This is a genomic window from Flavobacteriales bacterium (assembly GCA_020635395.1).
GTDB lineage: Bacteria > Bacteroidota > Bacteroidia > NS11-12g > UBA9320 > UBA987.
Window position 1 is genome coordinate 1,252,704 of record JACJZV010000001.1, and the last position, 26,309, is coordinate 1,279,012.

Sequence of the window (26,309 nt, forward strand, 5' to 3'; positions counted from 1 at the left end):
GTTTGGGAGAGGGAGGAATGGGGCTATATACAGCTAATTTGCCCTACAATTTTTTCTAACTCGGACTTGAAAAAATGACGGTCGTAATAAGAAATCGGTTTGACGCCACCAATAACATTCAAATACTTTGTAACAAAACGGGTTTTGGACTCAAATTTACTTTTAAATAAATCCCCATTCTCTTGAATAAATTCCAAAATACCGAGAACGGCTTCTTTATGGCGACCAAGTTTGTATGTCCCCAAAGTACGTGTTGGAAAATCTAACTGACGAAACAAAATTTTAGTTAATTCATATTTGTCTTCTTTGGTCTCGTCAACCGACAAATAGGCTGACCACCATAATCCTGCCAAAGCGTGCCTCAAAAGACTACTTTGAGCAGAAGAATCTATAAACCAATGGTCGGAAATATATTTGTTCGGGTTTGACGATTTTCCTGTGTAAACATCTACCCAACGTTTGACCATATAAGGATATAAATCTGCGTGAGCCATATACACCCACAAACGTTCGTCGGATGCTTGTATTGGTTCTAATTTTTCAAAGGCTTCATAAATAGCAATTGCCGTTTTATAGTCATCCTTTACATCCAATTGACTTACTAAATCCGGAGTTGCTTCTATATTTGGCAACATTAAAACTTGTTTTTTGTCATAGACAAATTCATTTCCTTTGTAAAATTCCAATGTACTACCAGAATCAAGGTCTCTTTTCAGTTTTTGAATGTATTTGTCTTTAAAAATTAATTGTTTAGCCATATCATTCTTCGCTTTCGGATTCAATAATTACATTCAAACCTTCCAACAAACGCTTGAACGGATTTCCTAACAGTCTTTGTGCTATTTCGGGTATATTTTCTTTCTCTGCAATATCCAACAATTCAAATTGTTTTTCTTTTTTCAACCGATAGTCTATTACTTTAGCCCACAAATATTCTTTGTGTTCATCAAAGTTGTATAAAGCCGTCAAAAGTGCATTCAAAACAATTGACGAGTGAAAAACAGGAACAAATTTTACTTCTTGAGAGATAAGGTCACTTCTGTATATATCGTAAGTTTCAGAAGGTAGCTGTATTTCAATTTTATTTTTCTTCAAATCAACATTAGTGTATTTCAAATCCTCATTTTCTACAATTTCCATAAAGGAAGAAACCGCTTTGAGTTTTTCGTATTTAATGTCTGCATTGAACGAAAATTCACCAAAATAAGCCAAAATATCTCCTTGGTCTAAATCAAAAGTATATCCGTCATAATCGGAATGAGATTCCGTATTGGAATATTCGGGTATCCTTTCTTTTGCAACCAAAAGACAGGTAAATTCCACACGACCTTTGACCTCTTTTTTAGGAATTTCAAACTCCATTCTGCCATTATTGCTCAAAAACCGTTTTCTATAAAGCGTGTTAGTACAGGTTACTTCATATAAAAATTCTGCCTTATCATCAGTGAGCAAGTTTTTCAAGTCGGCATTATCGTTTTTGCAGTTTATATTTACTTCGTAAACATCTTGCAAAGAATTTATTTCTGGATTTCCCAACTCTATAGTTCCGAAAATGGCATCTCCCAATCCCAAAACTGGATGCGGAAAAGTTATATCATTGAATTTCATATGCTTTCATTTTTACGGAGTGTTTCAAGTTATCAGCAAATCGGATTTTTATTTTATTGTTTCCAGAAACCAAGGAAATTTTTTTAATAATGTTTTTTTCGATAGTACCCGAATCACTATACCGAACTTCTATACCGTCATCTCTATCATTGTCGGAACCAACTAATAATTCAAGTTCGGCATCGTCAATTTGTCTATCGGAATTGACTATCAAAATATGGTATAACTCATCATTCTCGATTTGAGCTAAAACTCTAAAACCAACTTTAACAAGAGTTTTGCTCAAAGTAGCTTCTTCTGATTTATCTCCTTTATCTTCTTTATCTCCAATATCTATTGAAGTTGTATCACCTCCTTCGCTTTCATTGTTTCCGCCAACGGTTATATTTTCCTCTCCAAATTCATTCGCTTCAATTTGGGCTTCTTCCCTAACTTCCTGCTTTTGTGATATGGTAGGCTTGATTTTTACAGGTTCATTGTCGGTAGTTTGCATCCCAGTTTCATCATCTGTAATTTTGTTACTCATTTCACCCGAAACAGTATTTGTTAGATCTCCTTCGAAATCAAACTCTTCTTCTTTTTCCAACAAATCTTCGGGAATGGAAAGATATTCTTCCAAACCTTGAAACGCTAACTTTTTTCCAGTTTTGATTTTGGATAATGATTCAAGCGACCTGTTAACGAAATCGCTAATCTCGATCTCTGCTTTACGAGCAATTTTATGAATTTTGCCTTCATTTTTAGGATAATTTTCTTTTTTCCACTCATTATGTGCAGGGTTTTCCATCAAACGGAGAATTTCATTTCCTTGCTCATTATCACAAATAAATACAGCCGAATAACCGTTTATTTTTCTTCGAGTTTGTTTGTAAACTACCATTTTCGGTTTTCGGAAATAGGAGGTTCGATTTGGCAACCCCTTTTCCAAATAAACATAAAGTTTCACAGCACCAACCGTACTTAATTTTTCTTCAAAAAGATGAAACTGGTCGGTTGATTTGGCGTATTTTACAGACTTTAAATAAGATTTCGGATTCCAGCTTTCTATTTCGTTTGCATTACCACTTTCAAATCCGTCAGATGAAAAATAATCGTCAATAATCTGCTCTAAATTATCTTTAGCAATTATAACATCATCTACTTGCACAATTAATTTATTGTCGTGAATTGCTAACCAAAAATTATTGAGAACGGATTTAATCATAAATCTTTTTCGTTTTGGCTCATCCCATAAACCAATTATGTTCACGTCTGTTCCAGCTTCAGTTCTTTTGAAAAATTCAGGGATATTATCTTCTGACTGTATGGGCTCCCCATTATTGTTATCATAATAACCGTAAGCCGTCAACTTTTCGTTATTGCCATTTTTGTGAGTGGTTAAAATGGTTGAACCTTCAAAAAAGAAGTCATTTGAAGTGGTTTGAGTTGAAACAATTAGCGTCTTTATGGGAGAAAGCGTATAATAAGCTCCTTTTCCAAAACCGAACGAACCACCTGAACCTTGACTTTTTGCACTAACACCACCAGCTCTTAAAAAAGCATAGAAAGGAGACTTGGTGTTATTTTCATCATACCGCATTCCGATTGTATTGTAATCTGAAATTTTCAAACAAGACAGATTTAATCTTTTCTTTTCTTCCACATCTCCATTGAGGTAAAACAACATATCTTTAAACAATCTCTCTGCATTATCATTATCGTGATAATAGGACTGACATTGTTCTATACTTTTCTTTATCTCAAAAAGATTAGGATAGTCATTTCGGTTCAAATCAAAAAATGTAAAATTAACCTTAACAGGCTTATTTTCATCATCAACAGCATCTAAAGAATTTTGAATAGCTTCTCTTACGATGGAATAGTATGGTTGCCCTTTAAATTTCTCGTCAACAGGGTCGTTCGGCCCGACATCGCGACCGCCTTCAGATTTAAAATGCCATTTGCAATTTTTCTCCATAGTGATAACTTTAAAAAGAAAATCCGCCTTTATTGGTTTTGTTTAATTCCTTATCATATAATATTCTTGTCTCTTTTAATGTTCGGTTGATTTCTTTAAACATCAACTCTACATCTTTTTCAGAGTATTCGTAATTGTTTTTGTTGGCACAATTACCAAGCAAATTCAGATAATCTATAACTTTTTGCACCCTGTTGGACGCTACTTTCTCAAATCTTTCTCTACGCTTTGAAGTCATTCCGTTAATGTTATACGTAATTTAATTCGACAAATATAATGTACATTATTTTATTATGCAAATATTTTTATTATATTTTTCAAATATAGGGTACATTTTAAGTATAAATGTAGTTTTTAGGAGCAAGAATATTCTGGAAAATTGGTTAATTTGCACTAAATAATTTGAGAGAATTTTAAATGCAAAATGGAAAAATCAAAGCAGTGGATTTTTTTTGTTCTGGAGGTGGAATGAGCTTTGGAATGCAACAAGCAGGAATACAAGTTATTGCTGGAATTGATTTTGACGAAAGTTGTAAAGAAACTTACGAATCTAACATAAGGGGAGCTGAATTTATACACGCAGATGTCTTTGAATTGAAGGAAGAAGAATTAGAAAATAAACTCACTCTCAAAAAAAATGATGATCAACTAGTCCTTATCGGCTGTAGTCCTTGTCAATTTTGGAGCATTATAAATACGGACAAGACAAAATCGTCCAAGTCCAAAAACCTTTTAGTTGAATTTTCACGCTTTGTCAAACATTTTAGACCTGGATATGTCGTTGTTGAAAATGTTCCAGGTATTTTTAGAAAAAAAGAAGAAAGTGGACTAAATGAATTTATTGAGTGGTTGGAAACAAATGGTTACAAAAAGCCTCATTTCAAAATTCACAATGTAAACGACTACGGTGTTCCGCAGAATAGAAAACGATTTACTTTGATAGCCACACGTTTATCCGAAGATGAAATAAAGCCACTCGAATTTGAAGGAGAAAAGCGTACAGTGAGAGATGTACTAGGAGAGGGAAACGGGTTTCCGAAGATTGAAGCTGGACACATCGACAAAACAAATTTTCGTCATAGTGTTTCAAATATTAGTGACCTCAATAAAAAACGTTTGAAAAAAGTAGAACAAAATGGAGGTAATAGGTTTGGTTTTGCGGATGACCCAGAGTTGCAGTTGGAATGCTTCTTAGGTAGAGATAATTCGTTTAAAGATACTTTTGGCCGTTTGTGGTGGGACAGACCTTCGCCGACGATTACAACCAAGTTCTTTAGTATTTCCAACGGGCGATTTGTTCATCCTGAAGAAGATAGAGCTTTGTCAATCAGGGAGGGGGCAACCCTACAGTCTTTTCCGAAAGATTATATTTTTGAAACAAAGAGTATTGAGAAGGCCGCCCGAATGATTGGTAATGCAGTCCCCCCTAAATATGCAGAAGCTATTGGTAGAGCTATTATAGAAAGTTGTAAATAGAGTTTTTTGACACGCAAACCTTCAAACACAAAATTCTTTTCTCAAATTGTTGATGTATTACAATCGGCAAGGAGCAAAGTTGTGCAAACTGTTAATCAAACAATGGTTCTCACTTATTTTGAAATTGGGAGAATGATTGTGGAAGAAGAGCAGGATGGAAAAGAAAGGGCTGACTACGGAAAACAAATCTTAAAAGAGCTTTCTGATGTCTTGACTAAAGAATTTGGCAAAGGTTTTTCGGTTGATAACCTTGAAAATATGAGACGGTTTTATGTTGTTTATGGAAAATCCGAAACACTGTCTCGGATTTCTGAAAATACCATTTCCGAAACATCGTCTCGGAAATTTGATTTAAGTTGGTCTCACTATCTGAAACTAATGCGAATTGATGATGAAAATGAACGGAAATTCTATGAAATTGAATCTTTTAAAAACAATTGGAGCGTAAGGGAATTGGAACGTCAATTTGATTCAGCACTTTACACACGACTTGTTTTAAGCAGAGACAAAGACAAGGTAAAAGAGCTATCCGAAAAAGGGTTGGTGCTTGAAAAACAAAAGATGCGATTAAAGACCCTTACATTCTTGAATTTATCGGGCTTCCAGAACATACGTCTTATTCGGAAAACGACCTCGAACAAGAGTTGATAGATAAACTTGAGCACTTTTTATTGGAACTTGGCAGCGGATTCACATTTGTTTCCAGACAAAAACGTATTTCCTTTGATGATAAACATTTTAGAATTGACCTAGTTTTTTACAACCGAATATTAAAGTGCTTTGTACTGATTGACCTGAAAATTGGAGAAATCAAACATCAAGACCTTGGACAAATGCAGATGTACGTAAACTACTATGACCGAGAAATCCGACTAGAAGATGAAAACAAAACCATCGGAATAGTATTGTGTAAAGACAAGAACCAGTCTGTTGTAGAATACACTTTGCCAGAAAATAATGAACAAATTTTTGCCAGTAAATATCAGACCGTTTTGCCAAGCAAAGAAGAATTTAAATTATTAATAAACGGTAAACGGCAATAGTGCATAGCCTTTTGATTTTTACCCACCCAAAATCTCCTTCAATCTTGCTTCTGAAATATCGGCAGTTTGTTGGTCAATTTTGTGCCGAGCCTCTGGGCTAAGATACCAGCCAAGCGGAATGTTTTCGCTGTCATCGCGTTTTAGGTTTAAAAGATACAGTGCATCACCATTGGCTTCTATTAAGGCTCTTCCATTTTCAATCACCTCGTCGCTATTGTTTCCCCAAATATGGGTAAATGTAATGGCAGGAGAAAGCGATTCGGCCATGCCCACCAACGGTTTGTCCGTTTTAAATGCCTTGGTGTTGCGAATGGCGACAAACCTAAATTTAACGTTCAAATGCTGCCTTTTGCATATTTCCCGTAGATTTTGATACACGTTGAGCATGGTTTGCAAACCGAGATTTTCATAATATCCGCCATCCACCAAATTGCCCCAAGAGTTGCCGTTTTTATCTTGTATCAATGCCGGGGGTGTAATAAACGGAAACCTTGAACTAATGCCAATGGCGGTGCTTGTGGGTATGTCGGTTTGTGTAATGTCAAACAAATCAATGATATGCGATTTATTTAAATCATTTAGTCGAACATTGGTTATTATGGCTCTATTTCCTGTTTCTACGTGCGTTGCGTTTAGCACCAATAGGGGAGAATGGTGGTTTGCAAAATTCTTTAAGAAGCCACTTTGCCACGTTTCAGGCTGGGCAATTCCGTCTTCAAACGATTTTTCTAACACTCTCGATCTGTCCAACTTTTTGATGGGAAATGGAATAAATTTTTGAATTAAATCACTGAAAATGAGAGCAGAAGTGACTGGAGCCAGTAAATCTTTGTTAAACACCCCCCGATTTTTTTTGCTTTTTGAATTGGTGGCTTGATAAACCGACCCAAGAGAGCCTCCCGAAACAGCACTAAAGGCATAAGTGTTTTCTTTAAATTGAGGGTTGTAGTCGGCAAGCTTGTTTAAAACCGAATTGGTCCAATAGGCAGATCGAAGTCCGCCACCTTCGGCCATTATTAAATAAACGGTTGTGGTATCACTTTTATTTAGTCGTGGGGTTAGCCATTGGGTAAAATGTGTTTCTAAATCAGGGCGGTTTATTGAAGAATTTTTGATGGTTCGGATAGCGTGGTTGTTGTTGAAAAAGCTAAAAACTAAAGTCATCAAAACCAAGCTGAATGCAATCGGAAATTTGATGATTTTCTGAATAAAATCTATGATGGTGGCCACTATAAGCCAGCAACCAAAACCGAGTAAAACGATGGTGGCCGAGCCCAGGTATTGAGGCAACTCTACTGGATTTTGCATTAAGGCAAAAACCAAAATGGCCATTAAGCATACCCGAAACAGCACCCACGATTTTTGTTTATTCCAAATAAACGATGCCGGATAGGTTCCGTTTTTTATGGGGATATAATCCGGTACGAAAAACTCAAAAAAGGGTTTTTTGCCGCGTATCCAAACAATAATTTGCTTTCTCAAATGTAAAAAAACAAACAGGGCTAATGCAGAAAACAAAAGCAACACGATAAGTCCGGTCATTTCCTTTCCTGCTCTATAAATGGCTAACGACAAAATTAAATAGGGAAAAATGGCTAACAATCGAGGTATTAAAACCTGTGCTTGTAGGGCATATCCAGGCTGTAATTGCCAAAAATTAAAGTAGGAGAAATGAAGTGTTACCCTTGCTGACCGAAAGCTTTGCCAAGCCCACCAGCTTACCGCCAAATAAACAAACCAAGTCTGTCGAACAACAGTCGAATTGCCCGACAACGAAAGTGTTTTTATTATATCCTGCCCCTGATCAAAAACAACGGTGGCAAAAAAACCGATGACCAAAAAGAACAGCACAAACCAACAGGTTTTTAAAACCAAATAGTAGTTGAAAATTAGCCGTAATATCTTTTTCAAATCAATACAAAAATAATCCGAAAGATAGCAAACTATCCTCTCAAAATCAACTCATTAACCGTCAGATTATTGTCTTAAATACTTTTGAAATTTAATCTGTTCCAGTGTCAAAAGACTAAAATAAAGCGAAAAAAGTCAGAGATTCATTGTGTGTTTTTAATCACCGCCTACTTCTTATATTAGGGCTTGCCAGCCCTATAAACTGGCTTTACTTTTTTTCTTAGTCAAAAAAAGTAAACAAAAAAGACAAGCCAAAAAGTGAGGCTACGAACCAATTACGTTCACTTTAGGCTAAATCAAAAGTCTTCTGTATCTATAAGATTTTTCTTTTTCGAGATATGGTTGAAGACAGGAATTGTGTGCTAATAAACCAACTTTATTTTATCCAAAACCCCGTCAAGTTCTTTTTTGGGTTTAAATAGTGTTGAATTTACCGTTGCCGTCAAAATGCCATCTTTCGTATTGGACGTGGTGGTAAGATTTGAGCGATAACTAATGTTGAGCAAGTGTCGTTTTTTATATCGATAGGTCAAGCCGAAATCATATCCTGTTTGGCTGTTCAAATCTTCATATTGTCCTGTTATGCCTAAATTTTTATAAGTCAGATTTAACCCTAAACTCGAAAAAACATCGCTGCCTTGTTGAGCATAAATGGCTGTGGGGGCGGCCATCAATTTTCCAAGTTTAAAAAACCCCATCAATTGAGCGTTCATTTCTATTTTTGATTTTAGACTTTGGGAGTTTTGAAGGTTTATATCAGGCTGGTTTAGGTGATTTACATTAAATCCCAATACCAAATTTTTCCATAAAAGAGCCGTTCCTATGCCCAAATCAAACACTTCTTGTTGTGTGCTGAAGTCTTTAATGTTTAATGAATCGACATGATATTCAAATCCGTTAAAGTCTTTAAACGAAAAATTTACCTCATTGCCGCGATGAAAAAGGCGAATTTGATAATTGACATTGGCTGCTAATTTCAAATTCAGGTTGTTTTTTAGTTCAATATTTCGGGCATATTGGGCGTTAAACGACTTTCGCTGAATGTGGTCAATGCCGTCAAAAGTGGCATAAACACCAAAGTGGTTCGATGATTTGAAAAGCCTTGTTTCAAAACCCAAATCAGTGGTAGCTGATTGGTTGTACATAAACCGTAGCCTATTTAAAACCCCTGTAAATGCTGGATTTAATTTGTTTAACTCCGGAAGTTCTTTGTTGTTTATTAAATCAAAATTTTGTGCAAAAAGACTGGAGGCAACAACTAAAAAATAGGCAATAAGCGTTAATTTTCTCATCTCAAAATATTTACGTGTTCAAAAATAGGCAGAATGATTTTGCTAATGGAATCAAAAATTAGACCGTAAAGAAAACTGAGCTCTCATTTACCGAAATTACAAAAACAAACATTTTCATATTTACCAAAAATTGGTAACTTTGACTAAAGTTTTAAAAATGAAAAATACATCAATATCTCTCGGTAGTTATTTCGACCAGTTTGTGAGTAAACAAGTTTCAGCCGGGCGTTATAAAAATGTTAGCGAAGTTATTCGTGCCGGACTTCGACTTTTGGAGGATGAGGAAAGTAGAGCTGCCACTTTAAGAAATGCCATCCAGCAAGGTATTGACAGTGGTATAGCTCACGACTTTGATCCTCAAAAACATCTTGCCAAACTAAAAGCCCAAAATAGAAAAGATGGCAAAATATAAACTGACAAAAAAAGCAGTCGAAGATTTAACTGAAATATGGGATTATACTTTTGACGAGTGGTCTGAGAAACAAGCCGACATATATTATCAATTGTTTCTTGAAAATTTCCAGCACATTGCGGACGACCCCAACATTGGGAAAAAATACGATGTAATAGAGGATAATCTTATGGGATTGCGGGTAAGTCGACACATTATATTTTATCGAAGATTGAATGACAAAACCATTGAAATAACGAGGATTTTGCATGGACGAATGGATTTGAAAAATAGAATGGAGGAATGAGCTATGTAATAGTTGAGACTTTAAAAAGTCGAATTTTTTAAATCATTTAAAACCATTGGTTCAATATGCAAAAAAAAAACGAACTGTAAAAAATCAAAGTGAACCTTATTTTTGCCCCGCGTGAAAAAACACCTGCAACATCCTATATTTAAAACGGTGGCGAAAGCTGCCCAAACGCTGAATCAACCGGTGTTTGTAGTGGGGGGCTATGTGCGTGATGTTTTGCTAAATAGGCCCTGCAAGGATATTGATTTTGTTACGGTTGGCAGTGGCATTGAGTTGGCCAAAAAAGTGGCCGAAATGCTCCCAAATGCTTCGGAAGTAAATATTTTTAAGAATTTTGGAACTGCTCAAATTAGACAAGCCGATTGGGATTATGAATTTGTTGGTGCCAGAAAAGAATCATACAGCCGCGATAGCCGAAAACCCATTGTGGAAGATGGCACGCTGGAAGACGACCAGAACCGCAGGGATTTTACCATCAACGCATTGGCCATTAGCCTCAACGAATCGAATTATGGAGAGCTTCTTGACCCGTTTGGCGGTATTTCTGACCTGGAGAATAAAATAATTCGTACCCCATTAGAACCGAATATTACCTTTTCTGACGACCCCCTTCGTATGATGCGAGCCATCCGATTTGCCTCGCAATTGGGTTTTAAAATTGAGGAAGAAACCTATCAAGGTATCATGGAAATGGCTCCCCGTTTAGAAATTATTTCAGGAGAAAGAATAATTGATGAAGTCAATAAAATAATCATGTCTCCGGTGCCATCGGTGGGTTTTAAACTATTATTTAACACTAAATTATTGCATCAGTTTTTTCCGGAGTTGGTGCAACTTCAAGGTGTGGAGGAGCGGAATGGATTGCGGCATAAAGACAACTTTTATCACACCTTAAAAGTGTTGGATAATGTGGCCGAAAACAGCAACAACCTCTGGCTACGCTGGGCTGCCATTATGCACGACATTGCCAAACCGGCCACCAAGGCATTTGACGAAAAAGAGGGTTGGACATTTCATGGACATGAGTTTTTGGGTTCGAAAATGGTAAAACGCATTTTTCGAAATCTACGGTTGCCACAAAACCATCATCAAAAATATGTGGAGAAACTGGTGTTACTGCATTTACGACCTATCGCTTTAACCAAAGAAATTGTGACAGACAGTGCGGTTCGGAGGTTAATTTTTGATGCAGGAGAAGAGTTGGACGACCTGATGTTGCTGTGCAAATGCGATATAACTTCTAAAAACGAAATCAAAGTAGAACGGTTTTTAAAAAATCTTGACCTCGTGCAACAAAAAATCATAGATGTGGAGGAGCGGGACAGAATCAGAAATTTTGAACCCGTGCTGTCGGGCGAAGAAATCATGGAAATATTTGGGTTGAAGCCATCAAAAGAAGTTGGAATTATAAAAAATGCGTTGAAAGATGCAGTTTTGGATGGAGAAATTAAAAATATTAGACCGGAGGCCATTAATTTTGTGCTGCAAAAAGGCAAAGAAATTGGTCTGATTCCGGTTTCAATTAACTGATTGATAGATGATTGTATATAAGTTTAAAGTAATATTTGAAGATGTTGACGATGTAGAACGTCACATAGAGATACGTGCCAATCAAACGTTTTCTGATCTTTATCGAAGTATTGTAGAAAGCATAAAATTCGACCCCAACATTACGGCATCCTTCTATATGTCGGGCGATAATTGGCGAAAAGGCAAAGAAATTACCAATGCCGAAAAGGCAGAGGTGTTGCAGATGGCTGATGCCAAGCTCAATTCATTTGTCAATGACCCACATCAAAAAATATTGCTCATAACCCACGATGAAATGGAATGGACATTACGGGTTCAATTGTTTGGTTTTCAGAAGGATAATGGCACTGATGCTTTTCCGAAATTGGTAAAATCTGTGGGTGAGGCTCCCAAACAAAAGAAAATTACAACCATTGGTTTGGCTACCAACGAGTTTGAAAAAATGGTGGACGAAATTGTGAGCGAAGCCGAAGAACCCGATGTGAGCGAAATGGGTTTTGACGATGAAATGGGAAATGATTTTTCGGACGACGATGAAAGAGGGGAGGATGAGGATGAATTTGATGGCGACGAAGAGGGTGATGATGATGGAGGATTCGATGACTTTGACGACTCCGACGACCAATAAACGTTGTCAGAACAAAAGAAATATCTCATCGTTATTGGTGGACCCACGGCTTCGGGCAAAACGGCACTGGCCATTGAGCTTGCAAAACATTTTGACACCGAAATCATTTCTGCCGATTCCAGACAGTTTTATAAAGAACTAAATATTGGTGTTGCAAAACCCTCATTGGAGGAATTGCAAAGTGCAAAACACCATTTTATTGGCCACATTTCCATTCATAATCCATTGTCGGCAGGCGAGTTTGAAAAGCAAGCCCTTTCTGTGCTTGAAAATCTATTTAAAACACGGGATGTAGCTATTATGGTAGGCGGAAGTGGCCTTTTTATCAATGCCATTTTGCATGGTTTTCATGAGGCACCCAAAGACGATGGAAGCATCCGCAAAAAATTAGAAAACCAATATGCACAACATGGATTAACCTATTTGCAAAACGAACTGAAACGAATAGATTCAGACTATTACAATAAAATAGACCTACAAAATCCACAACGGCTTATGCGAGCCATTGAGCGGGTGTTGCTTTCCGGAAAAACAAACGAAGAACAAACTGCCAAACAATTATCAAACCGTCATTTTGAAATACTCGAATTTGCCATTGATTACCCACGAGAAGAACTATACAATCGTATTAATCAGCGGGTGGACGAAATGATAAAAAATGGCTTGATAGCCGAGGTCGAAAATTTAGCACCATTCAAACAATTAAACGCCCTTCAAACGGTGGGTTACGCAGAATTGTTCGACTATTTCGATGGAAAAAGCACACTTAATGAGGCTGTTGATAAAATAAAACAAAACACCCGCCGCTATGCCAAACGTCAAATAACCTGGTTTAAAAACAAGAGCAATTCGGCGTGGATTGATAATAACATAGGCTTCGATTTTATCAAATCTCATCTCGATTTTTATTCAACCCCAAGTACATAGCCTCAATCAAGCGTGTCTCAAAATGATACAATAATTGTGTATTTGTCCCATTTTTAGATAAAAGTAGTTTTGGTAAAATTTAAAATGCTTTTGCATTTATAAAAACGAAATACGCACTTATGCATTCAAAGCCCGCACTTATTTGATATGGCCATATTTACCTATTGCGGGCATGGCTATTGAACCATCCTAAATGTCTGATTAAAAGTCGGGCAGAGAAAATATCGTTTATTTAAATTATTTATTCAAAAAGAAAAATTATGATTACTACAAGAAAAAAGAGCAATGCAAAAAAGAACATTTTGAACATTGCAAAAATTATGACCATTGCTGTGCTGAGCATGGTTGGCTACAACACGGCCAATGCCCAATTAAAAGTGGGCGAAAACGAATCAACCATTCAACCCAGTTCACTTGTGGAGCTTGAAAGCACCAGCAAGGGTTTGTTGCTACCCCGTATGACCACAACCCAGCGGGATGCCATAAGCAGCAATGGTAGCTTTGTAAGTTCCAAAAGCCATGGTTTGCTTATTTACAACACAACAGAAGGATGCGTAAACTGGTGGAACAATGAGTTGAACAGTTGGATTAGCCCTTGTAGCAACACCGACAGCCTTACAAACGACCACGATTACTACGTCTATGTAAGAACATCCAACAACCGGACGGATTCCATTCCCATGGACATTACCAAAGATCTTTGGACACAAGGAACCGTTGTGTGGGGTGCACAAAGCAACTCGGCAAGTGGTTCGAATGCTGCCACATGGGGTATTAATAATACATTATCTGGAAACAACTCTGCCGCTTGGGGAAATAATAATACAGTGACAAGTACCAACTCTTTTGCCACAGGTATTAATGATACAGTATCCGGACATCACTCCGCCGTTTGGGGTACTGCCAATAATGTATCTAGCTTAAATTCTGCAGCTTGGGGAACACAAAACAAAGTAAGTGCAGATCAATCAACAGCCATGGGTTCAAAAAACACAGTAACGGGTCCTCATTCTGCGGTTTGGGGATCTCTAAACGTTGTGTCCGGATCTCAAGTAGGTGTAACAGGTGTTCAAAATACTGTTAATGCAAGCCGTTCTTTTGTGGCGGGAAATGCTAATACGGTTGATAACGCATTAAATTCTGATATAGCAGATGCCTTTGTGGGAGGAAATAGTAATGTGGTGAAAGTAGATAATGCAGTAGTTGTGGGTTTGCAAAACTATGTTGAGGGAGAAAATTTAGCGGTTTTTGGTGCATATAATAGTGGTTCTGGTGTTCAAGGAGGAATAATTGCAGGAATTCAAGATACCGTTACGGGTAATTATTCTGCGGCTTGGGGAAATACCAACCGCATTTCGGGCGACAACTCCGCAGCGTGGGGTGCCACCAACACCGTTTCAGGACTCAACTCTACTGCTTATGGAAGTTCAAATAGCTCTACCGGATTTAATGCCGCTGTGTGGGGTACTGCAAATAAAAATGAAGGGAATGAGTCGTTGGTGTTAGGAAATTCAAATTATAACAAATCTACTCGAGGCATAACAGCCGGTATTTTAAATTACTCTGGTGATGGGTCTGGAAATTTTGTTTCAGGTTATTCAGATACAATATTTGATGGAGTTTCAAATTCAATAAATATCGGTCAACAAAACGTTATTTCCGGTACAGCCAACCAAGCAGCATTTGGATCAAACAATAGGCTTGAAGGACATTCTAATATTACTTGGGGAGCATACAATAAAATTCTTAATGGCTCAGGAGGTTTGTCTTATTCAAACGCAATTGGTGGACAAGGCAATATACTCACGGATTCAAGTACCTACAATCATGTTGTTGGAAGGTCAAATTACGTTTCAAGAAATGAGTATGCCGAGGTGTGCGGATATATTGATACCGCCATTTCTGCAACCAGTATTTTTATGTCTGGCACTCTAAATTACTTAAACGGTGGAAGCTATTCTGCGGTTTGGGGGTATTCCAATAGGATAACAGGAACAAGCTCTGCCGTATTCGGCCTTAGCAATAATGTTTCAGGTAAGCAGTCTGCTGTTTGGGGAACAAACAATACACTCTCAGGTAACAACTCATCCGTAATTGCAGGTACAGGTTTAACTGGAGCAGCAAACAACACAGCTTATGCCGACAAAATTGTAATCAACTCAGGTACAGTGGGTGGTGCTGCCATCACTTCTGATAGAAGGTTAAAAACGAACATCGTTGCCAACCCTTATGGTTTAGAAACCGTAATGCAGCTTCGTCCAGTAGAATACGACAAAAAAGCAAAATTAGCTTCTAACGAGTACGACCGACATGAAATGGGATTCATAGCTCAAGAAATAAAAGAAATTATTCCTCAAATTGTAGATTCTGCCACCAATGCCTACAATGAGCAAATACTTGCGGTGGACTACAATAGCTTAATTCCTGTTCTTACCAAGGCCATTCAAGAGCTAAAAGCTGAAAACGATGCGTTGAAAGAGGAATTGGAAAATACCAATGAAGCATCGGCAGCAAAAGTGACAAGTTTAGAAGCTCAATTGGCTCTTATACAAGTTGCTTTGCAAGCAAAAGGCATCGAAGTAAGTACTGCTGAGGTAACGGTTAAAGATTAAAGATATAGCTTAATCCCAAAACCTTGGCTCATAACGTATATGGTAACATAATCCTCCGTGTCCAACTTCCCCTCTTTTTTGGAGGGGGTTGGGAGGGAGGTTTAAAAAAAGAAAAAGATGAAAATACGAATTAAAAACAAAGCATTATCCACTCTGTGGATGCTTATATTAGGTACTACCACCACGGCATTGCACGGCCAAGTGGTAAACACCTACGCTCACCCAGGCACAAAAATGCACGTGTTTAGCCAAGACACGGTAACCGTATTTGGCAATGCCACCAACTATGGCAGTTGGGGCAGTGTAGAAGGTGGGGTAGTACATTTTTATGGCATTACATTTAAAAACGACAATGCAGCCACCATGCCCGGTGCGGGGCAGTTTTATTTCCAACAACCACGCCCGGCACCCTATGCCAGAAATGGCAGACAGAATTTAGAGGGCGGCTACGACTGGGCTACCAGTGCAGGATGCAGCTTTCCCGACATAAAGCTGTACAACTCCAGAGATTTATACTTGATAAACGATGACAGCAAGGTGCGAGACACCTTTACCTTTGTGGACGGCCACGTAATACACGGTGGAATGGATTTTACGGTGGGCGACAACGACCCGGGAGAGATACTTGGCTACAACGAAACCCAGTTTTTTGTAACCAATGGCAACCCTACCGACACCGAAGGTTTTTTGGAGCGGGAGAGTTTGGCAACATCCGATGCAGAAGAAGCCTACCCAATAGGTCATGCCAAAGGCGATTACACACCCGGGCGAATTAAAAATACCGGAACCGATGATGATTACAGCATGCGTGTGTTTTTAAACACCTTTGATGCAGGCCGCACGGGTACTAATCAAGACGATGTAACCGTGGCCCGTACGTGGGATGTGGAGGAGCGAACCACCGGCGGCAGCAACGTAACACTTGAGTTGCAACACAACGTGGCCACCGAGGGAAGCACATTTGCCTCAAAACGCACCAACCACTACATAACGCACCACGTGGGCAGTAGCCCCAACGGGCCTGCCAACGGCAACGGGGTAGATACCATCTCGCAAAGTGAGTGGGATTTGCTAAAATACAGCAATCTGTATGGCGGCGAAAGCGGCACCGGATATATTACTACCGGTACTGCCATATCCACGGCATTGGTAACAAAAAGAGCCAACCTAAGTGCTTTTTCGCCCTACACCAAAACGGTTTATAGCCTGTCTCCACTTCCGGTAGAGCTTGTTTATTTTGATGCCGAATGGAGCGGAAACAACGCATTGGTTAATTGGCAAACTGCCACCGAGTTAAACAACCGGCACTTTGTGGTGGAACGAAGTTTTGATGGCAAAACCTTTGAGCAAGTGGGCATTGTAAAGTCGCTTGCCGATGGGGGCAACAGCAGCCAAAGCATTGATTATCAATTTGTAGATAAAGGTGTAAAAAGCATTACTACAGAAGTGGTGTATTATCAATTGGTGCAGGTTGATTTTGATGGAAAGGCCGAAACGTTTGGCCCAGAAGCATTGTTCAACAAAAAAACAGCAGCGGGCGAGGTTATGATTTACCCAAACCCAACAAGCGGAAGCATAAACATAGTAAAAACCGATGCGGTGGGGGATATACAAAACGTTGAAATTACCAACATTGCAGGCCAGGTGGTTAGCCAATTTAGCATAAGCAACGAGCAATTGCGAAGCGGCTATAAATTTACTGTATTTGATGTGCCAACCGGCATTTATTTTATCCGAATATCAAACGGAATAAATAGCACGATTGGTAAAATAAGCATCGACCACTCGGTTCAAGACTAAACATGTAAAAAAGCTGAAAACAGCACAATAGTTTATATAACGCGATAACAAATGCACTTGATGGGATGCCCAGTTGTTGGGTGTCCCATTGTGCTTTATATGAATTAAACAACCTTGCCGCTAATCAGGTGGAGATTTACCATATATAGGGTTTCTTTTGTTTTGTGGTTCTGATTTTTGTACTACAGACTTTCCGTTTTGTAAATGACATTTGGTTGAAATGTGGGCTAAATTTCAACATCAAAATTATTAAAAACAACCTATTTAAGTAAGCCAAAACAGAACACATTTTGCCAAATCGAGTCATTTGTTAGTGGATTTATACACGGGTTGAAATCTCAAAATAGGAATCCAAGTATCATAATTACACAAATACGGGTAGTTTTTTAAAGTTCAATACAGTTAAGACATATTTTGATACAGTTGTTAATAAAAATGCTACAATTATTAATAAATGAAAAATCTCTATGCGAAATGTCTTCAAAATCAAGCACTTATCATTTTGTATGCAAATTGTTGACAATTGAAGTACCACTACTTAAAACGAAGAAAAAGTAATTAAGAACAGCTTATGGCACAAATGTTGGCATAACAAGGTTGTTTTATAAACGGCACCTTTAGTTAGGTAGCAAATATTAGATTACTACAATTTATTCCTAAGATGGAAGGCACTTCAAGGAGCAGAACCCTATATACAAAATTGGGGTTAACAGTAAAATATGAGCAAGGCGTTTCTGACGGTTTCGATTGCAAATTTGATTCAAACATCCAATTATTTTCAGGTGACGGGCAAAAGGCTCAGCACCTCCTATTAAAATATCCAAAATACAAGAAGAAATAACTAAATAACTGTAAAGAATTTTAAAACAGAGCATTTTTAAAATACAGAATTATTGAATTATTTATTATGATGAGTTCTTCTACAAATCCAAAAAAAGTTGCAAATCAATTATTATACAGCTTTTTATTTTTGTTGTTTGTTTTACAAGCACCAAACAGTTGGGCATGGTCTCACAGCCAAGTTTTACCCAACAATGTGTTTATCGATGGTAAATTAGAAAACCTTAAAGTTCCTGATTCGGAATGTATCGATAAACAAGTTTTTCACTTATTTTCTCACGGCAGACCTGGAGAGCTGCTGGTAAATGGGCAATGGATGGATGCCCATCAAATTGCCGAATTTCTTCAACCACAAGTTAAAAAAAGCACCCATATTAACATCTACGGATGTGAGTTTGGTAAAGGCAAAGTGGGTCGAGAGGCCGTAACTTATTTAGAAAAAACGTTAGGGATTTCAGTTGCTGCATCGGATGACATTACTGGTGTAGATGGTGACTGGGATTTGGAAGTGGGAAATGGGAATGCTGACATTTTAAAATTAGTTAGCTACCAAGGCAATTTACAGGATGCCTGTGGTGACTTTAAGCAAGCCGAAATTTTAACCCTAAATGGAGGAGTTATCAGCAATAATAACCAGTCAGGTTATTTTGGTTCAGGATTTGCCGATTATCCTACATCTACCGGTTCAAACATAAACGTTACTTGGACAGAAACCGTTGCAACCGCTGGCACTTATACTTTGGCCATTCGTTATGCCAATGCAGACGCCAATCCTCGTCCGTTAAGACTTAAGATTAATGGTACAGTAGTGGACACTTTTAGTATGTCTCCTACTAGTTCATGGACTAATTGGACGATTGAAACGAAAACCGTATCAGTAAATTCAGGCTCAAATACGTTTGTATTATCGGCAGATGCAGGCTCTCAGGGGCCAAACGTTGATCAAGTACAATTATTGGATTGTGCTGGTCTCAATAACCCTTGTAACCCAACAAGTCCTCAATTTACAGACAACGACGGAGATGGAATTGGGGATCTTTGCGATGAAGATGATGACAACGATGGTATTTTAGATATTGATGAAGGTTATGCGAAAAGCTGCTCAGGTGCTGGGAATATAACTGCTTCTATTAGCACCATTACTGCTGATGTGCATTACACTCAATATTTAGGTAATGGTATAACTGCAGACTTCCTTGGTGGCGGCACCAACACACCTTATTTAAGGGTGTGGAATGAAACTACCACTAGTACGGACGAATTATATGGTACTGGACTTTCAGGACATTACATAGAACCAAAGGGAGGTGGTAACTATGTGGACATTACATTCTCAACCGGTACAGTTTCGCTTTCTTTTGCTGTCGTAGATATTGATAATACTGGTGAAAACCATAATGTGCAAGTTTGGGATCAAAACGGTAACACAATAACCAACTTGAGCAACTATATTGCCACCACCTTAGAGGGTACCACAGGTAGTTATCCCAGCAGTGTAACTCCAACGACTTTTAACGATATAGGATCCAACATAGCTGTAACAGAAAACGGAACATACGTTAAGTTGGAAGGTATATCTACTGCCACTCGTCCGGAATTGACTCGAGCCAATATGGTAGTTTTTGACCTTTCGGGCAAAGAAATAAGTAAGATTAGGATTACGAATAATACAACGGTTACAAGTTATACCCCTGGAATATTATTTAATTGTGTTTCCTTACCCAATTCGCTACAACCAGACTTTGATAGTGACGGTATTCCCAATTACTTAGACTTAGATAGTGATAACGATGGTTGCTTCGATGCAATAGAAGGAGGAGGTTCTTATGTGTACAGTAAATTAAATAGTAGCGGAGCCATTAATACTACCATTTACTCAGTTGATGCGAATGGTGTACCAAACAATGGTGGATCTCAATCAGTAGGCAGTTCACAAAACACTGGCGTGGTAGTTTGTTGTGATGCTGCCGCAAGTGGTTATGTGGATACTGATGGTGATGGCGTTTCCGATTTTTGTGATTTAGATGATGATAATGATGGAATATTAGATACAAATGAGTTTGCTTGTTCTGGAAGTTCTACCTTCAATATTACTTGGTTTAATCATTATCCAAATGGGTCATCAGATACTACCTATACAAGTGTAGCTGGCTCTGGTGTGAATGTTCATTATACAAGAGAACTTAATGGCCCAATGACATCTTATGGTTCACCCCCGGAATATATGACACTTAGTAGTGTTTCTTATGCTACGCTTGCTATGGATTTAAATGGTGGATTTAATTCTGATGAAGATAGTATCAACTCGGTGTGGACGTATGAGTTTAGCAAGGAGATACTAATAGGAAGCAGTTTTAAAATTATTGATATTGAAAGAAGTGCCAATTTTGGTTCTTGGAGAGATGGGGTTAAACTGCTGGCTTATGATGCCAATAATTATCCAGTTCCAGTAAGCGTTACCCTTGGAGACTCCTTAGCGTACGACGTAGATGGTTTTATAACAAATCTAACAGGACAGTATAGTGTGGCTACATCAAATGTAAATTATTGGGCAACCTTTACAATAAGTAAGCCCATCAAAAAACTTGTGATAATTTACGATCCAGGTGATGGAGGAGGGAATTCTAATCCACAGGGTCAAAATATATTTTTAGAAAGACTTCCAAACGTTAAAGCTGTTTGCGATACCGATAATGATGGCATACCAAATTATTTGGACACAGATAGTGACGGTGATGGATGTGCCGATGCAATAGAAGGTGGCGGTTCTTATGTTCTTGGCCAGTTATATGCCAATGGTTCTATTAATACAACCACATACCCGGTAAATACAAGTGGTGTTCCCAACAATGGCAGTTCTCAATCAATAGGTAGCTCACAAAATGCAAGCGTTGTAGTTTGTTGCGATGCAGCAGCCAGTGGTTATCCTGATGTGGATGGAGATGGCGTTTCAAATGATTGTGATTTAGACAATGATAATGACGGAATATTGGATACGGATGAAGGAGCTTGTCAATCTACTACAACATATACACTGAATGTAGCTTCAACAGTTGCAGGGGCTTCAACCGCGATAAATGGTGGAAGTTTCAATTTGGTTTTTAACCGTACTTCTGGAAATGCGGTACCCGGTATTCAAGATACATTTACAGTACCATTTACCTATAGTGATTTTAATAATACAGCCACTAGTCAGGATCACCAATGGGCCGGTGTGGTAACAGGTTCAAGTGCAGTTAGCATTCTTCCTAACACCAGTTTGCTCGCTCAAAATCTTCCGGCAAACAATTCCACCAATGAAACTTTTATAGGGAATAATGTAGAAATAGCCTTTGACAATTGGTTGAGTAACGGGGAATTAACACAATTAGGCACTTTTACCACCACTGCTGGAGCACTTCCAACAAGTAGTGTAGCCTATGTTCAAAGCCAGTCTTTGTCCTATTTTTCAGTATTTAATGCTTCTAAAGATGCCAGTATATCCGTGCCTGGTCCGGTGACGGCGTATAATGGCTATTATGCACATCCGGTAGAGGCACCTCTTTATACCTCAGTAGGTTTTATTGCAAGAAGCGGAACACTGGTTACTAATGTTACAGGTACACATAACTGGATTTATACCGCTTTTCTTGGATCAGGAACAATGGCAGGTAATGGAGGTAGTCGTGGATTGATTTCAATAAATAACGGTACGGTAACTTATTGCGTTAGCAAAGACACGGACAACGACGGCACACCTGATTATTTAGACACCGACAGCGATGGCGATGGTTGTGCTGATGCAATAGAAGGTGGTGGTTCGTATGTGTATAGCCAGTTAAATGCAAATGGTTCCATCAATACAACCACTTATCCGGTAAATACAAGTGGTGTACCTAATAACGGTAGTTCTCAAACAATAGGAAGTTCGCAAAATGCAAGTGTTATTGTTTGTTGTGATCCAGTCGCCAGTGGCTATCCAGATGCCGATGGTGATGGTATCTCAAACCAATGTGATTTAGATGATGATAATGATGGGATATTGGATACGGATGAATCTTGCTCTCCTACCTTATCGGGTACATGGAGTGGCTCTACTGGCTCTACTGGATCATTGGGTATTAACATCACTTCTGTCGGCGTATCAGGTGCAACTAAACTTACTGGAGTTACAAATGACGTATTTAACAACATTAATGCTTGGTCTAATCCAAGTGTTATGGGTGCAACATCTTATCAATTTTTGATATATTGGGACACTATTCCCGAGCCTTATTACACTGATATAGATGCTCCGGGTGACGATAAAGGTATCCGACAAGTAACCTTTAATTTTTCATCACCAGTTAGAGATTTTATATTGCATGTTGATAGATTAGGTGGAAATGGAGCTTCAGGCTCTTCACCATATATTACAAACTCTACTGAGTGGACTGTTGCTACATCGGGCGTAACTATGCAAAAACTGGCGGGTAACAACCAATTTATCGTAGAGTCAGACGTTTTTTATCGAATCCCTGATGTAAATCTCGGATATACAAGTCCAGGCCCACAGTCATCGATGGATTCTACTGGAACTGCAGCAGGCTCGATAAAGTTCTCTTCTATGGCTCCTATCTCGTCTATTACCTTTAATGTAACAGGAATTGGAATTGAAGTTATAGGAAGTGATGCACTTGAATTTATCTTTGAAGCTTGTCAACCAATAGATACAGATGGAGATGGTATCCCTAACTATTCAGATTTGGATAGTGATAATGATGGCTGTCCTGATGCACTTGAAGGTGGAGACTATTTAACATATTCTCAGATTCAAAATGATACAATTACAGGTGGAGTGGATTCCAATGGAGTTCCTCTAAGTACATCAGGAGGACAAAGCATTGGCACTTCTCAAATTGATACTATTCAGTCAGCAGAATGTGACCCGTGTAATGCCGCAAGTTCACTATTCAATGATAATGATGGCGATGGTATAGGAGATGTTTGTGATTTAGATGACGATAATGACGGGATATTGGATACAGAAGAAGACCCTGGTTTGTGCCTAGGTTCTACCTTGAGTTATTCTTTTTCAGGTACGATTGATGCAGCCAGAGACAGAGGCAATCCAAATGACGTGAACAGGGATTTAATTTTTGGTGACAATTTTTATTTTAACCTTGCATTTGATAAATTAACGGGCGTTATAATTGAAACGACCATTGGTGATTGGTCATACAGCAGAACTGGTACAGCTACGGTCGATGGACAGACATTGTCTTTTTCAACCAGTGCCGGCAGCTTTCAAACATTGACATTCAGCCCTTCTATCGATTCAACGTATTCTATTCATGTTGTAGGTACCGATGCTTCAGTAACCGCGGTGGTTGTGAAAAACTCAGCTGGTGGTGTTTTGGCTAAATGTGATTTCGGGCTTAACGGTTCACCTATCGCTTCGGGTTACATTGGCGTTACGACCGATGCCACTGCAACAACTATACCTTCTGGTACAACCGCAATAGACTGTTCTGGAGTACCAGCTTTAGATACCGACAACGACGGAACTCCTGATTATTTAGACCTTGACAGCGACAACGACGGTTGTGCTGATGCCGTAGAAGGTGGTGGAAGCGTTGGACTTGTAAATCTAACAAATGACAAGATTTCTGGGAGCGTTGATGCCAATGGAGTTCCTGTTTTAGTATCTGGAGGTCAAAACATTGGAACTGCTCAAGATTCTACGGTAAAAGATTATGCATGTTACCCCAACAGTGTTACCCCAATAGTGGACTACAATACCACCTTAATAAATACACCAGTTGATGGCAATGTAAAAACCAATGACATTGATGCTCAAGGTGATGCGACAAAAATTACGGCAATTGCAGGTACTCCTGTTACTACAAGTCCCGTGACAGAATCTACCGCCCAAGGTGGTACGCTTATTATTGACAGCACAGGTAATTACACCTATACTCCACCAACAGGATTTGTGGGTAAAGACAGTATTGTTTATACGTTATGCGACAATGGAACTACAAAGGCTTGCGAAGATGAAGTTTTGTATATAACCGTACTTCCGGTAGAAGACCCAACTGATCCTACAAGTAACACAACCGTGGCAAACCCTGATGAAGGTGTGAGCTATGGCGACCCTGTAACCCTTCCATTGCTTGCCAATGATGGCGACCCGGAAGGCGACAACCAAAACTTTGGTGGGGTAATTGACCCAACAAAAGGAACTCCCGTTACCAATGGAACAATTTCGACTGTTCCCGGAGTTGACGAAAACGGAAACCCTGTTGCCGATGCAGGCGATTTGACGGTAAGTCCAGATGGAACAATTACGTTTACTCCAAATTCGGATTTTGTAGGTGTCATTGAAACGTTGTATTATGTGGTGTGCGACACCGTAAGCAGCCCATATACCGCTTGCGATACCACCACAATCGATATTACTGTATTGCCTAACGACCCATCGCATGATGAGCCTCCTTTGGCTGGTGATGATTATCAGATTACCAATATAAATACACCGGTAACTGGAAATTGGTTGGCTAATGACAGTGATCCAAATTCACCTAACGATGCCATTACGGTAAACGGTGGTTCAACCTTGGTTGACCCAACCAAACCCGGCACTGGAACATCGCTTGGCAAATTGTCAACAGATCAAGGTGGAACGGTAGAATTATTCGACGACGGAACATTTGTATATACGCCGCCAACCGATTACACTGGCCCTGATAAAGTTGTGTATTACATTACCGATACCGCCGACATTAAACAAACAGACAGTGCCACTATTTATTTGTTGATAGAGCCTATATACACCGACTTTGGCGATTTGACTTCATTGCCATCTGCTGGTGCCAAGTTTATTGACAGCGATAACAACGGCACACCGGATGGGACCAATTCAATATGGGCGGGAGCAACAATTACCGATGAGGTAACAGCCAATATCAATGCTACGGCTACAGCCGATGGAGGTGATGATGGTTTGATAATTCCTTCGCAATTGGATAGTGCAACGGCCAATATCTTTATGGTACCCATAAGCTCTACCAATGCGGGTATAACGGCTTATGCACAATTGGAAATAGATTGGAACAATGATGGGGTGATGGACAGCACCTACACCGGAACAGTTACAACTACCGCCAGCGGAAACGATACGGTAATATTTAACAACGTATGGACACCCGATGGCTTGATGAATGCCACGGTTAACTATAGGGTAAGAGTTTCTGACGACCCAACGGATTTTTCAAAATCATTGCAAAATAATGGAGAGGTGGAAGACTTTCAGGTGGCGAATGTAACTCCGATTCCGGTAGAGCTTGTTTATCTTAATGCAGAATGGGGCGGAAATAATGCCGTGGTTAATTGGCAAACCGCCACAGAGCTGAACAATAGCCATTTTGTGGTGGAGAGAAGCTTTGACGGAGTGAACTTTGAAGCGGTGGGAGTGTTACGCTCACTAGCCAATTGTGGCAACAGCAGTCAAAACATTGAATACCAATTTGTGGACTATGGTGCTAAAACCATTACTCCCGAAGTGGTGTATTATCAGCTGGTGCAGGTTGACTTTGACGGACAAACCGAAAGGTTTGGTCCTGTGGCATTGTTCAATAGAAAAACCGCAGCGGGCGAGGTTATCATTTATCCTAACCCAACAAGTGGAAGCATAAACATCGTAAAAACCGATGCAGTGGGCGATGTTCAAAATGTTGAAATTACCAACATTGCAGGCCAAGTGGTTAGCCAATTTAGCATAAGTAGTGAGCAATTGCGAAATGGTTATAAATTTACGGTATTCGATGTGCCAACCGGCATTTATTTTATCAGAATATCAAACGGAATAAATAGCACGATTGGTAAAATAAGTATTGACCACTCGGTTCAAAACTAATTATGTGAAAATGCTGAAAACAGCAAGATAATTTACATAACGCGATACAAATGCACTTGATGGGATGCCCAATTGTTGGGTGTCCCATTGTGCTTTTTATGAATT

15 protein-coding genes and 1 pseudogene are annotated in these 26,309 nt (G+C 38.9%); 10 read left to right on the forward strand and 6 right to left on the reverse strand.

What is annotated here, in order from left to right:
* Nucleotides 1-23: 23 nt before the first annotated feature.
* The 4 genes from H6607_05370 to H6607_05385 all read right to left on the reverse strand — a co-directional run bounded on the left by H6607_05370 (nt 24) and on the right by H6607_05385 (nt 3,803).
* Nucleotides 24-686 carry a hypothetical protein gene (locus tag H6607_05370; GenBank protein MCB9261787.1) on the reverse strand — a complete coding sequence of 221 codons (663 nt, stop codon included), beginning with the start codon at nt 684-686 and terminating at the stop codon, nt 24-26.
* 73 nt (nt 687-759) lie between these two features.
* Nucleotides 760-1,608, reverse strand: coding sequence for a hypothetical protein (locus H6607_05375; protein ID MCB9261788.1), 849 nt, complete (start codon nt 1,606-1,608; stop codon nt 760-762).
* Complete coding sequence (locus tag H6607_05380; GenBank protein ID MCB9261789.1) at nt 1,595-3,565, reverse strand: hypothetical protein; 1,971 nt, start codon at nt 3,563-3,565, stop codon at nt 1,595-1,597. Before H6607_05380 ends, H6607_05375 begins: the two co-directional genes overlap by 14 nt.
* Before the next feature lie 10 nt (nt 3,566-3,575).
* Entirely contained in the window at nt 3,576-3,803 is a 228-nt protein-coding gene (locus tag H6607_05385; GenBank protein ID MCB9261790.1) for a hypothetical protein, read from the reverse strand.
* Between the two features lie 179 nt (nt 3,804-3,982).
* Here H6607_05385 and H6607_05390 point away from each other — a divergent pair, with 179 nt between their 5' ends.
* The gene (locus H6607_05390) at nt 3,983-5,041 is read left to right on the forward strand and encodes a DNA cytosine methyltransferase (GenBank protein MCB9261791.1); all 1,059 of its coding nucleotides are present in this window, start codon (nt 3,983-3,985) and stop codon (nt 5,039-5,041) included.
* A gap of 102 nt (nt 5,042-5,143) precedes the next feature.
* A pseudogene (locus H6607_05395) lies at nt 5,144-6,084 on the forward strand (DUF1016 domain-containing protein).
* Between the two features lie 18 nt (nt 6,085-6,102).
* Here H6607_05395 and H6607_05400 read toward each other — a convergent pair.
* Nucleotides 6,103-7,995, reverse strand: coding sequence for a patatin-like phospholipase family protein (locus tag H6607_05400; GenBank protein ID MCB9261792.1), 1,893 nt, complete (start codon nt 7,993-7,995; stop codon nt 6,103-6,105).
* A 362-nt stretch (nt 7,996-8,357) separates the two neighbouring features.
* Nucleotides 8,358-9,287, reverse strand: a complete 930-nt coding sequence (locus H6607_05405; GenBank protein MCB9261793.1) for a type IX secretion system membrane protein PorP/SprF — start codon at nt 9,285-9,287, stop codon at nt 8,358-8,360.
* 157 nt (nt 9,288-9,444) lie between these two features.
* Between H6607_05405 and H6607_05410 the strand changes: the two genes are divergently transcribed.
* From H6607_05410 to H6607_05445, 8 genes are all read left to right on the forward strand, one after another.
* Nucleotides 9,445-9,699 carry a type II toxin-antitoxin system ParD family antitoxin gene (locus tag H6607_05410; protein ID MCB9261794.1) on the forward strand — a complete coding sequence of 85 codons (255 nt, stop codon included), beginning with the start codon at nt 9,445-9,447 and terminating at the stop codon, nt 9,697-9,699.
* On the forward strand, nt 9,686-9,985 hold the full coding sequence (locus H6607_05415; protein ID MCB9261795.1) for a type II toxin-antitoxin system RelE/ParE family toxin: 300 nt from the start codon (nt 9,686-9,688) through the stop codon (nt 9,983-9,985). Before H6607_05410 ends, H6607_05415 begins: the two co-directional genes overlap by 14 nt.
* Before the next feature lie 120 nt (nt 9,986-10,105).
* Nucleotides 10,106-11,521: an HD domain-containing protein gene (locus H6607_05420; protein ID MCB9261796.1), complete on the forward strand. Its 1,416-nt coding sequence runs from the start codon at nt 10,106-10,108 to the stop codon at nt 11,519-11,521.
* 7 nt (nt 11,522-11,528) lie between these two features.
* Nucleotides 11,529-12,149, forward strand: a complete 621-nt coding sequence (locus H6607_05425; GenBank protein MCB9261797.1) for a hypothetical protein — start codon at nt 11,529-11,531, stop codon at nt 12,147-12,149.
* Nucleotides 12,150-12,152: 3 nt separating this feature from the next.
* Nucleotides 12,153-13,076, forward strand: coding sequence for a tRNA (adenosine(37)-N6)-dimethylallyltransferase MiaA (gene miaA, locus H6607_05430; protein ID MCB9261798.1), 924 nt, complete (start codon nt 12,153-12,155; stop codon nt 13,074-13,076).
* 260 nt (nt 13,077-13,336) lie between these two features.
* Nucleotides 13,337-15,688, forward strand: a complete 2,352-nt coding sequence (locus tag H6607_05435) for a tail fiber domain-containing protein (protein ID MCB9261799.1) — start codon at nt 13,337-13,339, stop codon at nt 15,686-15,688.
* A 117-nt stretch (nt 15,689-15,805) separates the two neighbouring features.
* On the forward strand, nt 15,806-17,488 hold the full coding sequence (locus H6607_05440) for a T9SS type A sorting domain-containing protein (GenBank protein ID MCB9261800.1): 1,683 nt from the start codon (nt 15,806-15,808) through the stop codon (nt 17,486-17,488).
* A 907-nt stretch (nt 17,489-18,395) separates the two neighbouring features.
* Nucleotides 18,396-26,204 carry a DUF4347 domain-containing protein gene (locus tag H6607_05445; protein ID MCB9261801.1) on the forward strand — a complete coding sequence of 2,603 codons (7,809 nt, stop codon included), beginning with the start codon at nt 18,396-18,398 and terminating at the stop codon, nt 26,202-26,204.
* Nucleotides 26,205-26,309 lie beyond the last annotated feature (105 nt).